This window comes from Caulobacter sp. GW821-FHT05F04 (genome assembly GCF_059419665.1).
The window spans coordinates 1-12,778 of the sequence record NZ_JBWKSF010000007.1 but is presented as its reverse complement, the minus strand read 5'-3'; the positions used below and the strand labels follow the sequence as shown (position 1 = coordinate 12,778).

General features: G+C 66.5%; 11 protein-coding genes. 1 reads left to right on the top strand and 10 read right to left on the bottom strand.

Annotation, left to right across the window (positions count from 1 at the left end):
• Window positions 1-3: 3 nt before the first annotated feature.
• The 3 genes from AC07R7_RS17950 to AC07R7_RS17940 are packed head-to-tail and all read right to left on the bottom strand — an operon-like array spanning window position 4 to window position 3,279.
• Window positions 4-939, bottom strand: coding sequence for an NAD(P)H-dependent flavin oxidoreductase (locus tag AC07R7_RS17950; protein WP_492839673.1), 936 nt, complete (start codon window positions 937-939; stop codon window positions 4-6).
• A gap of 8 nt (window positions 940-947) precedes the next feature.
• Window positions 948-1,910 carry a quinone oxidoreductase family protein gene (locus tag AC07R7_RS17945; protein WP_494636124.1) on the bottom strand — a complete coding sequence of 321 codons (963 nt, stop codon included), beginning with the start codon at window positions 1,908-1,910 and terminating at the stop codon, window positions 948-950.
• 40 nt (window positions 1,911-1,950) lie between these two features.
• Window positions 1,951-3,279, bottom strand: coding sequence for a serine hydrolase domain-containing protein (locus AC07R7_RS17940; RefSeq protein WP_494636123.1), 1,329 nt, complete (start codon window positions 3,277-3,279; stop codon window positions 1,951-1,953).
• 202 nt (window positions 3,280-3,481) lie between these two features.
• Between AC07R7_RS17940 and AC07R7_RS17935 the strand changes: the two genes are divergently transcribed.
• Window positions 3,482-4,921, top strand: a complete 1,440-nt coding sequence (locus AC07R7_RS17935; protein WP_494636122.1) for a hypothetical protein — start codon at window positions 3,482-3,484, stop codon at window positions 4,919-4,921.
• A gap of 62 nt (window positions 4,922-4,983) precedes the next feature.
• Here AC07R7_RS17935 and AC07R7_RS17930 read toward each other — a convergent pair whose 3' ends face one another.
• From AC07R7_RS17930 to AC07R7_RS17900, 7 genes are all read right to left on the bottom strand, one after another.
• The gene (locus AC07R7_RS17930) at window positions 4,984-6,381 is read right to left on the bottom strand and encodes a serine hydrolase domain-containing protein (RefSeq protein WP_494636121.1); all 1,398 of its coding nucleotides are present in this window, start codon (window positions 6,379-6,381) and stop codon (window positions 4,984-4,986) included.
• Window positions 6,378-8,657, bottom strand: a complete 2,280-nt coding sequence (gene parC, locus AC07R7_RS17925; RefSeq protein WP_494636120.1) for a DNA topoisomerase IV subunit A — start codon at window positions 8,655-8,657, stop codon at window positions 6,378-6,380. Before parC ends, AC07R7_RS17930 begins: the two co-directional genes overlap by 4 nt.
• Before the next feature lie 141 nt (window positions 8,658-8,798).
• The gene (gene recO / locus AC07R7_RS17920) at window positions 8,799-9,581 is read right to left on the bottom strand and encodes a DNA repair protein RecO (RefSeq protein WP_492839667.1); all 783 of its coding nucleotides are present in this window, start codon (window positions 9,579-9,581) and stop codon (window positions 8,799-8,801) included.
• Entirely contained in the window at window positions 9,533-10,384 is an 852-nt protein-coding gene (locus tag AC07R7_RS17915; protein WP_494636119.1) for an arylamine N-acetyltransferase family protein, read from the bottom strand. Before AC07R7_RS17915 ends, recO begins: the two co-directional genes overlap by 49 nt.
• A complete protein-coding gene (era, locus tag AC07R7_RS17910; protein WP_492884575.1) occupies window positions 10,377-11,351 on the bottom strand; it encodes a GTPase Era in 975 nt (324 codons plus the stop codon). The genes AC07R7_RS17915 and era overlap by 8 nt, the downstream gene beginning before the upstream one ends.
• A gap of 47 nt (window positions 11,352-11,398) precedes the next feature.
• On the bottom strand, window positions 11,399-11,908 hold the full coding sequence (locus tag AC07R7_RS17905) for a GNAT family N-acetyltransferase (RefSeq protein WP_494636118.1): 510 nt from the start codon (window positions 11,906-11,908) through the stop codon (window positions 11,399-11,401).
• Between the two features lie 14 nt (window positions 11,909-11,922).
• Window positions 11,923-12,525: a thioredoxin domain-containing protein gene (locus AC07R7_RS17900; RefSeq protein ID WP_492884571.1), complete on the bottom strand. Its 603-nt coding sequence runs from the start codon at window positions 12,523-12,525 to the stop codon at window positions 11,923-11,925.
• Window positions 12,526-12,778 lie beyond the last annotated feature (253 nt).

The following is a 12,778-nucleotide window of genomic DNA, read 5'->3' as shown; positions in this document are numbered from 1 at the left end:
CTCCTAGAAGGCGCGGGCGGCGGCCAAAGCCCCCAGCCGGCCAGTGATGTCGTGGAATTGGGCGACGGTCTCGTCGATGATCTGCTGGGCGGTCTTGATCTCGTCGATCAGACCCACGGTCTGGCCGGCCAAGGCGGGCGCGGCCTCCATGTCACCGCCGAAATAGACGTCGAGGATGTTCTTCAGCACATCGGGCGGCATGACCCCCGCGTCGTAGATCTCTTTGGTAAGGTCAGACTTGATGGCGCGGATGCAGGGGCTGGCCTTTTTGTTCAGCACCCAGGTGCCGGTCTCCTTGGCCCCGGTGATCGCCGCCTTGTAGTTGGCGTGGACCGGGCTCTCGGCCGAACTGACGAAGCGAGTGCCCATCTGAACCGCCTCGGCGCCCAGGGCGAACGCCGCCGCCATGCCGCGCCCATCGCAGATGCCGCCGGCGGCGACGATGGGCACGTCGACCCGCGCGCGGATCGCTTGCAGCAGGACCAGGGTCGACACCTCCTCCGGATTCTTGAAGCCGCCGCCCTCGGCGCCCTCGACCACCAGGCCGTCGACACCCGCCTCGACGCATTTGACCGCCGCGTCCACCGTCGGCACGGCGTGGTAGACGACGATGCCGGCGTCCTTCAGCGGCCCGACGAACTTGGCCGGGCTGCCGGCCGAGGTGGTGACGAACTTGACCCCGCTCTCGCAGACAAAGCGCAGCATGGCGTCGTCGCGCAGAAACATGATCGGCAGGTTCACCCCGAACGGCAGGCCGCTGGCCGCCATCTTGGTGATCTCGGCCTTGCAGGTCTCGGTCTCGCCGGACGAAGTCTCGATGACGCCAAGCCCGCCAGCCCTGGAGACAGCCGAGGCTAGCGGAAAGCGAGCGATCCAGCCCATCGGAGCCTGGATGATCGGATATTTCGCGCCCGTATGGGCCAGGACACGGTTGGTCATTCTGGTCATCAGGGGATCAGCAGCACGCGGCCGACAGCCTGGCGACTTTCAATATAGGCGTGGGCGGCGGCGGCTTCGGACAGCGGGAAGGTCCTGTCGATCACGACCTCAAGCTCGCCCTTGGCGGCCCGGTCGATCATCTCCTGAATCATGTCGTGGACGCGGTCGGTCATGATCTCCGCGCCGAGGAAGACGCCGGTCAGAGAGCGATTTCCGCCCATCAGCGACGACACGTCCACCTTCATCGGCTCGCGCCCGGCGTTGCCGACCAGCGAGATGCGTCCACGATAGCCCAGGGCGCCGAGGCTGCTCTGCAGGGTCGCGCCGCCGACCGGGTCGACCACCAGGTCGACGCCCTTGCCGCCGGTCAGCTTCATCACCTGCTCTACCAAGTCGTCACGGCTGTAGTTGACGCCGTGATCCATGCCGAACGCCTTCAGGCGCTCCAGTCGCTCGTCGCTGGAGGCCGAGGCCAGCACCGTCGCGCCGGCCTGCTTGGCCAATTGGATAGCGGCCAGGCCCACGGCGCCCGCTCCGGCCTGGACCAGGACGGTTTCGCCCGCCTTCAGGCGGCCCGCGCCGAACAGGCACTCGTGCGCCGTGCCGAACGGCACCGGAATGGCCGAAGCCTTCCGGATGTCGAAGCCGTCGGGGATCGGCCAGGCGTTGCGGGCCGGAACGGCGCGCAGCTCGGCGTGCGAACCGAAGGCGTTCACGGTGACCACCCTCGTCCCGACCTTCAGGTGAGAGACCTCGGCGCCGACTTCGATGATCTCGCCGGCGGCCTGGTAGCCCACGATGTGCGGGCTGCCCGCCATCTGGCCGCCGCCGCGATTGAGGGTGTCGCCGCCCTCGATGCTGACCGCCTCGACGCGGATCACCACGCCCTGCGGATGGCAGACGGGGTCGGGAACGTCCTCGTAGCGAAAGACGTCCGGCGCCCCTGTCTCATAATAGACGGCGGCCTTCATGGCGTTCTCCCTGTTGTTGTTCTTGGCTCTTGAAGGAGCGTTATTTCTTAGGGTCGATCAGGGCGTCGTAGACCAGCTTGGCGCTGTCATCATCGATGTCCTTGATGGTCGGATCGCCGCCCTTGTTGAGGATGTGGATCATGCCCAGGAAGAAGAGATCGTTGGTTGGGTCGATCCAGAACCAGGTGCCGGCCGCGCCGCCCCAGCTGTAGGTCCCCTGCCCGTACGGCCCTGCCTTGGCGCTATCCAGCACCACCGCGAAATCGAGGCCGAAGCCCTTGCCCGCAGCCGTATTGAACGGCGGATCGTTGGAATTCATGATCGTGTCGCTGAGCATGTTGGTGCGCATCAGCTTGACGGTCTCTGGCTTGATGATGCGCTTGCCGTCCAACGCGCCGCCATTCAACAGCATCTGGGCAAAGCGGGCGTAGTCGGCGTTGGTCGAGACCAAGCCGCCGCCGCCCGAGGCCGCGACCGGCGGCTTGGTGATGTCCAGCACCATGAATCCGGTCGCCGGAACCAGCTTCTGTTCCTTGGGTCCCCAAAGATAGAGCGAAGCCAGACGATCCATCTTCTCCGGCGGAAGCCAGAAGGCGGTGTCGACCATCTTCAAGGGCCCGAAGATCCGCTGCTGCATGAAGTCGCCCAGCGACATGCCGGTCAGCTTCTCGATGATCAGGCCCTGGATGTCGACCGAGACGCTGTACTTCCAGCGCGCGCCCGGCTGGGCCACCAGCGGCAGGGCGGCGACCTTCTGGACGAACTCCTCGCGCGACTTGGCGCTCAGGACGCCGGTCGAGACATAGGCCTTGTCGATGGGGTTGTCGGGAACCAAGCCATAGGCGAAGCCGCCCGAGTGGCTCATGAGTTCGCGCATGGTCGGCGGGCGGTCGGCCGGGACGGTGTCGAACGAACCGTCGGGATTGACGCCCTTGAAGACGCGCAGGGAGGCGAACTCGGGGATGTACTTGCTGACCGGATCGTCCAGCTTCCACTTGCCCTCTTCGAAGAGGATCATCATGGCGACGCCGGTGACCGGCTTGGACTGGGAATAGATGCGGAAGACGGTGTCCTTGGTCATCGGCGGACCGTCGAAGCCCTTCCTGCCGTGCGCCTCGTAGTTCACGACCTTGCCGTGACGGACCAGCATGGTGGTGACGCCCGGCAGGTGGCCGGTGTCGACTAAGTTCTGCATATGGGCGTCCAGCTTCTTCAGGCCTTCGGCCGAGAAGCCGACGCTTTCCGGCGCGGCGGGGGCGATGGCGGGCGTGCTGGACGCTGCCCCCAGGGGAGCAGCCAGAGTCGCGGTGGAGCCGCCGCCGAGCAGCGTCGCGGCCAGCGCGGCCGCGATGAACTTCCGAAACGCCAAGGCGTCCTCCCCGAACAGATGTTTGACGCGACCTTAGAGCGGGCGCATCCGCGTTGAAACCCGCTTTTTCAACGTCCGGATGACAGGCGATCCGTCACGCCCAAGGTTAAGGTTATTTCATCAAGAACCGGGTTGTTCGAACGTCGTTCATGTATATTTTTTACTGCACGAGGGATTACGATATTTTAAGGCGACGCTGGCGATGGCCACCCTGGACAACCTGATCACGATCTACCGCAATATCCACCGCTTGCCGACGCAGGCGGAACTTCCCCTTTCGGCCTCGGCACAGCTGACCATGATGGCGCAAGGCATCGACGCCGACAGAGGCGGCATGGTCGGGGACCTCTGGAGCTATGCCTCCGCTGTGCGCTGGATCCAGGACAGCGCCAAGTCCACGACCGAGGTGGCGGTGATGGCTTACGGTTTCCTTGCCGACATAAGCCTGGGCACGCAGGGGCTGGACTATCTGCTCTCGCCGGTCGGCGGGAATGCGAACAATCTGAGCAGCGCTTATTACGCGCAGTTCAATCTCGTGAACCGCTACATCAATTTCGCGATCAACCTGGCCAAGTTCGGTGAAGGTCGGGAGAACTTCATCAAGAGCTACGGCGAAAACGGAACGATGTATTCGACGTTCCAGAAGGCCTATCTGAAGCTCTTCGGCGTCGAGCGCACCTATGACGAAATCCTGACTTATCTCGACGCGGAGGTGCCGAACGGTCGCGGAGGGACCTACACCCGGGGCGAATATTTCGCCGAATTGGGCGGCGACGGCGGTAACGGCGTCGGGACGCGCGCGGCCATGGTCGGCGCGCTGATGGCCGAGGCCATGACAAGCAGCCAGGGCCCGTACGCGGACGCCGTCCGCGCCTTTCTCGCCGACGTCGCAATAGACGGTAAGACGAACCCGCTGTCGGTGTTCTTCTCGGTCTACGGCAAGGGCGGACACCACGCGGCCGGCGGCCCCGACGACCCGGGACTGCCCGGCGAAAGCGCGCGTTTCGCCCACGACTGGAACGTCGACGTCTACAACCGGGAGCCCGACGACAACACCCACGTCCTGGCCAGCGACGGCAACGACGTCATCAAGCCGATCATCACCGATGGCCCCGGCGGACTGGACGCGGGCAGGCACATCAACACCGGAGGCGGCAACGACATCGTCTTTGTCGACAACGGGATCATGCGCGGACGTATCGACACGGGAACCGGCAATGACCAGATCTTTGTCGAAAAGTTGGACGGCGGCGTCACCACCGGCTCGGGCTACGACTCCGTGGACATCGGCGGCTTCGCCGGCCTGCACCTGGTGAACGGCAAGGTCACCGACATCGCCGTGATCGACGACTTCAAGAAGGGCTTCGATATCCTCAGCTTCCCGAGCCTGGTCGGGCCAGGCGAGAAGAAACAGCTCTATTTCGTCGCCAACGCCACCTTCGATGACGCGCTGAACGCCTATGCGAGCATCACGGCCGCCAACAGCAACACCGTCTTCGAGTGGAACGGCGACACCTATGTCTTCCACCAGAACGGCGCCACCGGCGTCGATGCGGGGGACGGCCTGATCAAGCTGGCTGGCGTCACCGGCCTTGTGGTCGGCGGCGTCACTCAAGCGGTCGATATCCTGTTCGCGGCTTAGTTTTCAGCTCACCAAGCCGCAAACAAGCTCCCTCCGCCCCCGCGGAGGGAGCTTTCCTGCTTCTAACGGGCGGTGGTCGCCCTGGCGGAGGGTCTGGCGGGCTGCTGCCCCAGCGCGATCTCCGTCGGGCGTTCGATCGCCTGGTACACCAGGGCGCGCGACTGGGCGTCCAACCCGGGGCCGACGCCGCCAAGCCGCTGGATCATGCCGACGAAGAACAGGTCGTTGGCCGGGTCGATCCAGAACCAGGTGCCGGCGCTGCCGCCCCAGCTGACCGTCCCCGGCCCTACAGGCGCGCCCGAGGCGGCCGGATCGACGGCCACGGCCATGTCGATGCCGTAGCCCATGCCCGCCGCGAACGGGAACGGCTTAGGTCCGGGATTGAGCACGCCCGTCGTGCCGTTGGTCGTGACCACGAAGCCGGGCGGCAGATGGTTCTGGGTCATCAGCGCCACGGTCTCGGGCTTGAGAATCCGTACGCCGTCCAGCACGCCCTTGTTCAGGATCATCTGGGCGAAGCGGGCGAAGTCGCCGGCCGTCGAGACGAGGCCGCCCCCGCCCAACGGCGCGGCCGGCGGCTTGCTGACGTCGCGCCAGGCGCCTTCCATGGCCGGCGCTAGCGCACCCGTCGCCGGATCTCCGTCATAGAGCGCGGCCAGGCGGGGCTGCTTCTGGGCCGGCACGTAGAAGGCGGTGTCCTTCATCTTCAACGGCGCGAAGATGTGCTCCTCCATGAAGACCGGCAAGGTCTCGCCCGACAGCTTCTCGACGATGTAGCCCTGGATGTCGGCCGCCACGCTGTAGCGCCACAATCGCCCTGGCTCGGAAAACAGTGGCAGGGCCGAGACCTTCTGAACCAGTTCGCTCAGCGAGCCGGACTGTAACACGCCGGCGCGGTAGTAGGCTTGGTCGGCCGGACTGCTGGGATCGTCGGCGATACCGTAGGCGAAGCCGGCTGTATGGGTCATCAGCTCGCGCATGGTCGGCGGGCGGGTGATCGGCGCCAGGATGGGCTGGCCCGCCGCGTCGACGCCCGTGGCGATGCGGAGATTGGCGAACTCCGGCACGAACTTGCTGATCGGGTCGTCCAGGTTCCACAGACCCTGTTCGTACAGGATCATCATCGCCACGCCGGTGACCGGTTTGGTCTCCGAGCGGATGCGGAAGATGGCGTTGATCGGCATCGGATCGCCGCCCAGGGCGCGATGGCCGAAGGCCCTGGCGTGGACGACGCGGCCGTGGCGGGCCAGCAGGGTCACGCCGCCGGCGATCTGGCCGCGGTCGACCATGGCCTGCATGTGGTCGTCGAGCTTCTTCAGCCGCTCGGCGCTGAAGCCCTGCTCTTCCGGCTTACCCCTGGGCAGGGGCAAGGCCAGGGCCGGAGTCGCGGCGACAGCCGCGCAACCGAAGACGCTGGCCAGCAAGCTCAGCGCGCGGCGACGCAGCCGTCCCCTGCTCATTTCGGCTTGAACCGCTTATTGGTCGCGAAGCCCTTGGGCGCCAGCTTGCCGGCCCCGGCCCGGCGACCGATCCATTCCTTCCACTCCGCCCAGTCGCGGCGGCGGCCGGCGGTGTCGATCCAGTAGGCGCCGGTCTCGGCGTTGAACGACAGGCCGTCGCGCAAACCGCCTTCGCGATAGGCCTGCAGCTTGACGCCCTTGCCGCGCGGCATTTCCGGCAGCTCCTCGATCGGGAAGATCAGGATCTTGCCGTTGTCGCCGATCACCGCGAACTGATCGCCCACGGCTTCCAGGCAGAAGGCGGCGCCCGCGGCGTCGACATTCAGGACCTGCTTGCCGGCCTTGCGGTTCGCGAGCGCTTCTTCCTCGGGCATCAGGAAGCCGTAGCCCAGCTTCGAGGCCAGAATGCGTTTGCGGCCGGCCTTGAACGGGAAGACGTCGATGATCTTCACCTTGTCGTCCAGCTCGATCATCATCCGCACCGGCTCGCCATGGCCCCGCGCGCTGGGAAGCTTGTCGCAGCCCAGGGTGAAGAAGCGGCCGTCGCTTGAGAAGATCAGCAGCTTGTCGGTGGTCTCGGCCGGGACCAGGAAGCCCAGCTTGTCGCCGTCCTTGAACTTCAGCTCGGACGGATCCTCGACCTTGCCCTTGGCGGCGCGGATCCAGCCGCGCTCCGACAGGATGATGGTGATCGGTTCACGGACGATCATCGCCTCGATGGCGGCGTCGGCGTCGACCACCGGCGCGTCGGCGAAGATCGAACGGCCGATGACGCCCGTCGCTCGACCGGCCTTGTCCAGCGGATGCTTGATCTTCAGCAGCGTGGCGCGGACATCCGACAGGCCCTTGCCGACCAGCTTCCACTGCTTGGCCTCGCTGGCCAGCATGGCCAGGATGCCGTCGCGTTCCTCGACCAGCTCGGCGTGCTCGCGGCGGATCTCCATCTCCTCCAGCTTGGCCAGCTGGCGCAGGCGGGTGTTGAGGATGGCGTCGGCCTGGATATCCGAGAGCCCGAAGGTCTCGATCAGCTTTTCCTTCGGCTTGTCCTCGTAGCGGACGATCCGAATGACCTCGTCGAGATTGAGGTAGGCGATCAGCAGGCCGTCCAGGATGTGTAGACGGGCTTCGATCTTGGCCAGGCGGTGACGGGCTCGACGGGTCAGCACCTCGCGGCGGTGGGCCAGAAAGGCCATCAGCGCCGGCTTGATGCCCATCACGCCCGGCGTGCCGCGGGCGTCCAGCACGTTGATATTAACCGGGAAGCGAGCCTCCAGCGCCGAGAGCTTGAACAGGCTCTCCATCAGCACTTCGGGTTCGACGTTCTTGGACTTGGGCTCCAGCACCAGGCGAATGTCCTCGGCGCTCTCGTCGCGGACGTCGCCCAGCAGGGCGGCTTTCTTGCTCTCGATCAGATCGGCCAGTTGCTCGACCAGATCGGACTTCTTCACCTGATACGGGATCTCGGTGACGACGATCTGGTAGGTGCCGCGACCGGTGTCCTCCTTTTCCCACTTGGCCCGCACGCGCACGCCGCCACGGCCGGTCTCATAGGTTTCCAGCAGGGAGGCGCGGGGCTCGACGATGACGCCGCCGGTCGGGAAGTCGGGTCCAGGGACCTTTTCGAGGATGTCCTCGGTCGTCGCGTCGGGATTGGCCAGCAGCAGTTGGCAGGCGTCGATCAGCTCGGCGGCGTTGTGCGGCGGGATCGAGGTGGCCATGCCGACCGCGATGCCCGACGAGCCGTTGGCCAGCAGGTTCGGGAAGCCCGACGGCAGAACGTAAGGCTCCTCGTCCTGGCCGTCATAGGTCGGCTTGAAATCGACCGCGTCCTCGTCGATGCCGTCCAGCAGAAGCGTCGCCGCTTCCGTCATCTTGCACTCGGTGTAGCGCATGGCCGCGGCGCTATCGCCGTCGATATTGCCGAAGTTGCCCTGCCCTTCGACCAGCGGGATGCGCTGGCTGAACTCCTGGGCCAGGCGCACAAGGGCGTCGTAGATCGACTGGTCGCCGTGCGGGTGGAAGTTACCCATGACCTCGCCGACCACCTTGGCGCACTTGCGCGCCGCGGCGTCGGGGTTCAGGCGCATGTTGCTCATCGCGTACAGCACGCGACGGTGCACGGGCTTGAGGCCATCGCGCACGTCGGGCAGCGCCCGCGAGCCGATGGTCGAGAGCGCATAGGCCAGATAGCGGCGCGACAGGGCTTCCGTTAGCGGCTCGTCGAGGATGCGGTCGCCGTCGTCAGGACCGCCGGGAGGAAGGACAGGCTTGTTCATCGAGGGGATTCGTTACTCCGGGTAGCGATCCTAGCAGACATCGCCGCGATGATTCGACCGGTTAGGCCTGAACGATCCCCGGTTTTCCGGCTTCCAGCGCGGATGGCGACCGAATTCGCGCGGAAAGCGTCGGAACGGCGCTCACAGTCGGCCGGCCTCCGTCAGGCGATCGATCAGCCACATGCGCGGCGCGGGCAGCGGCCGGTTCAGCGGACCGAAGACGAACTGTTCGAGAAAGTGACCGGTGATGTCCAGGCCCGCCTTCACATCGCCCTCGGCCAGGCCGCCCTGCGAGGACAGCATGAACGGCGGCAGCGGCAGCAGCTTGTCATGGTATGGCGCGCCCGCCCCTCGGCTGACGGCGCGACCGGTGCGCGGGCTGACATAGACCAGATCGTCGAAGCTGCCGGTCGCCGCGCACTTGGAGAGGTCCAGGCCAAAGCCCAGCTCCTGCAAGAGGCCCGCCTCGTAGCGCACATAGACGGCCGGCCAGATGTCGGGGATCTCCAGCACGCGGATCAGGGCTTCCAGCGCATGGAAGGCGCCCGGATGGGCCTCGCGCTCCGGCAGGGCCGACGCGGCGATCGCGGCTGCGGACGACAGGCCCGCCAGCGCCAGGCTGTCGTCGAACAGGCTGGAAGGCCCCTCGCCCATCGGCTCCAGCGTGGCCGAGCCCAGTTGGTCCGCGACCCGGGCGCGATAGCGGGCGATGACCCGCGCGCCGGGCTGCAGAAACGGCTTCATCCGCCGCGAGGCCGCGCCGGCCACGTGGGCGGCGAACTTGCCGTGGCCTTCCGTCAAGAGCTCGACGATGGCCCCCGTCTCGCCGTGCGAGCGGGCCGAGAGGACGTAGGCTTCGTCCTCCCATTCGGTGGTCAAGCGGGGGTCCCCCAGGCGACGACCTTCTCCAGCACGTCGCGCCATTCAGGCTCGACCGGCAGGCCGATGACGTCGCGCAGGGTCGCTTCCAACTCGTCGATGGTGAGGTCCCGCTGCTCGACCACGGCGCCGGTGACGTCGCGATGGGTGAAGCGGTTGTTCTTCAGGGCGTAGCGGGCGGTCGGCGTCGTGCGGCCTACGGTCATGCTCCAGGTGAAGTGCGAGCTGGGGTGTGTATAGGTGTAGAAATTGACCTGCTCGTAGTCGATGTCGGCCCAGGCGCCCTGGGCCACCTGATAGAGCGGCGCCCACTTGCCCGAGAGATTGGCCTGCACCTGGCGCTCGGCCACGCCGCCGTGCTCGACATCGACGATCCGGAACGCACCGTGCGGCGTGTCCTGGATGTCGTTCGAGAACAGACGAAGCGGTCCGGTCAGCACGCAGCCGCCAAAGCCGCTGTCGGCCAACCAGGTCTCGCCGTCCAGCATCACGCCCAGCACCATGTGCGAGCGCGGCCGGGCCGGCGCGCCTTCGGCGACCATCCACTGCACGCGCGCCATCAGGCCCTCGACCTGGAAGCCCAGGGCCGTCAGCACGCGCTTCAGCAGGCCGTTCTGCTCGTAGCAGTAGCCGCCCCGTCCGGCGCCGATCAGCTTGGCGTCGATGTCGGCCGGAACGATGCTGATCCCGCGCCCCAAGAGGACGTCGAGATTCTCGAACGGGATGGCGTCCGGGTGCTTCAGCGTGAGGGCGCGCAGGGTCGCCAGGGTCGGCTCGCGCGGACCGTCGTAGCCGATGCGCCGGAAGTAGGCGTCCAGATCGACGGCCGCCGCGGGCGCATCAAACATCGAAATCCAGTCCGATATCGCTGAACAGGCCCCGCTCCTCGGCCCAGTTCTCCTTGACCTTCACGTGCAGGAACAGGTGAACCTTGCGGTCGAGGATGTCGCACAGCTCCTCGCGCGAGGCCTGGCCGATCCACTTCAGGGTCTGGCCGCCCTTGCCGATCACGATGATCCTCTGGCCTTCGCGCTCGACCAGGATGGTCTGCTCGATGCGCACCGAGCCGTCCTTGCGCTCCTCGAACGCCGTGGTCTCGACCATGGCGGCGTAGGGCAGTTCATCGTGGACGCGGAGGTAGACCTTCTCGCGGGTGATCTCCGACGCCAGCAGGCGCGCCGGCAGGTCGGCGGTCTGGTCCGCCGGATAGAGCCACGGCCCTTCCGGCATCATCGAGACCAGCTTGGCGGTCAGGTCCTCGACGCCGGCGCCGGTCGCGGCGCTGATCATGAAGACGTCGGTGTAGACGCCGGTGTCGAAGAATTCCTTGGCCACCTGCAGCAGGGTGTCGCGCTTGACGCCGTCGATCTTGTTCAGGGCCAGGATGACTTTGCGGTTCGCGGCCTTCAGGCCCTCGATAATGGTCTGGACGTCCTGGACCGAACGGTATTCGCCGGGCGTGGCCTTGTCTTCGCGGCTGGCCAGTTCGGCCTGAACGTCGACCAGGTGGACGGTGGCCTCGGCGTCTTCCGAGCCGGCCCAGGCCGAGCGGACCATGGCGCGGTCCAGGCGACGGCGCGGGCTGAAGATCCCGGGGGTGTCGACGAGCACGATCTGGGTGTCGCCCGCGATGGCGACGCCGCGCACGGGGAAGCGGGTGGTCTGGACCTTCTGGGTCACGATCGAGACCTTGGCCCCGACCATGCGGTTGACCAGGGTGGACTTGCCGGCGTTCGGCGCGCCGATGATCGCCGCGAAACCGGCGCGAGTCTGAGCGGGGGCTTGGGCGGGTGTTTGGGAGGTGGTGTCAGTCATTGCGCGTGCGTGTAGCACAGCAAGGCCGGAATTCCTCCCCCTGAGGACTAAAGGCCTTTCCGCGCCTGTCCATAGATCTCGACCGGCTGCCCTTCATCGTTGGTCTCGGTCCGCATCCAGCCCGAGCCGATGCGCTCGGCGACGGCGATCGAGGCCGCATTGCCCGGATCGATCCGATGGCGGGCCTCGCTCCAGCCCAGGTGCGTGAAGGTCCAGTCAACGGCGGCCGCGGCCGCTTCGCTCGCATAGCCACGTCCCCAGAAGGCCGGCAGGATCGCCCAGCCGACTTCCGCGCGGCCGGGGGCTTCAGGAACCCATGGCCCGACGCGACCGACCCAGCGCCCCGTCTCCGCCTCGAACACCGAGAACAGTCCGCAGCCGCGCAGCGACCACATGCCGGCGGCAAGGGCCAGGCCGTCCCAGGCCGTCTCGCGCGACTTCGGACCGCCGAAAAATCGGGTCGCCAAAGGATCACCGTCGAAGGCCGCCCAACCGTCGAGATCAGCCTGAACCGGCGGGCGCATCTTGAGGCGGGCGGTCACGAGCTCCAAGGTCATGACCGCGCTCGCGCTCACTTGCCCGCGTTTTCAATCGCCGCGTCGATCTCGGCCAGGGCGTGGTAGCCCGGCTCCATCTTGCGGCCATTGATCTCGAAGGTCGGCGTCGAGCCGACATCGTGTTCCTTGGCGTTCCGCGTCACGCGGTCGTTCAGCGCCTTGACCTGCGCCTCGTCGCGAACGCACTTGTCGAACTGCTCTTCGTTCATGCCCGCCGACTTGGCGATGTCCAGCAAGGTATCGCGGGGCGAATAGAACACGCCCGGCTGGGCGGCGAAGACGGCGTCGTTGATCTGGAAGTACTTGTCCTTGCCCGCGCAGCGGGCCAGCAGGAAGCCGGCCGATGCCACCGTGACCTCCGCGTCGCCGCCCACCAGCATCTCGCGGAACACGTAGTGGACCTTGCCGCTATCAACGTACTTGGCCTTGAAGGCCGGATAGACCTCCGCCTGCCACTTCGCGCAGACCGGGCAGCCGACCGAGGCATATTCGACGACCGTGATCTTGGCGTCCTTGTTGCCCAGGCTCATGTCGTCGGGCAACGCCTGGAAGGACTGGCCCTTGCCGCAGGCGGCCAGACCTAGGGTCATCAGCAGGGCGACGACGAGACGGCGCATGGGAAGTTCTCCGGGAATCGCGGACGCGAGACAGCATGAAAGGGGTTCGGCGTGACGGCGGTCAAGGTGCGGGCCTGTAAGGACGCACAGCGCCTCGACTTCACGCGGCGCGGCCGCTGAAGGTGTGTGGGGAGGCGACGGAGCGGCCGGGCGAACCCGGGGACCGTAGGGTTTGTTTGTGTTTCGGCTCGCTGACCGCTCCGCCAGGCTGTTCTTGCCCGTGAGGATGGGGGGCGTGAGCGTCTTTCAGCTC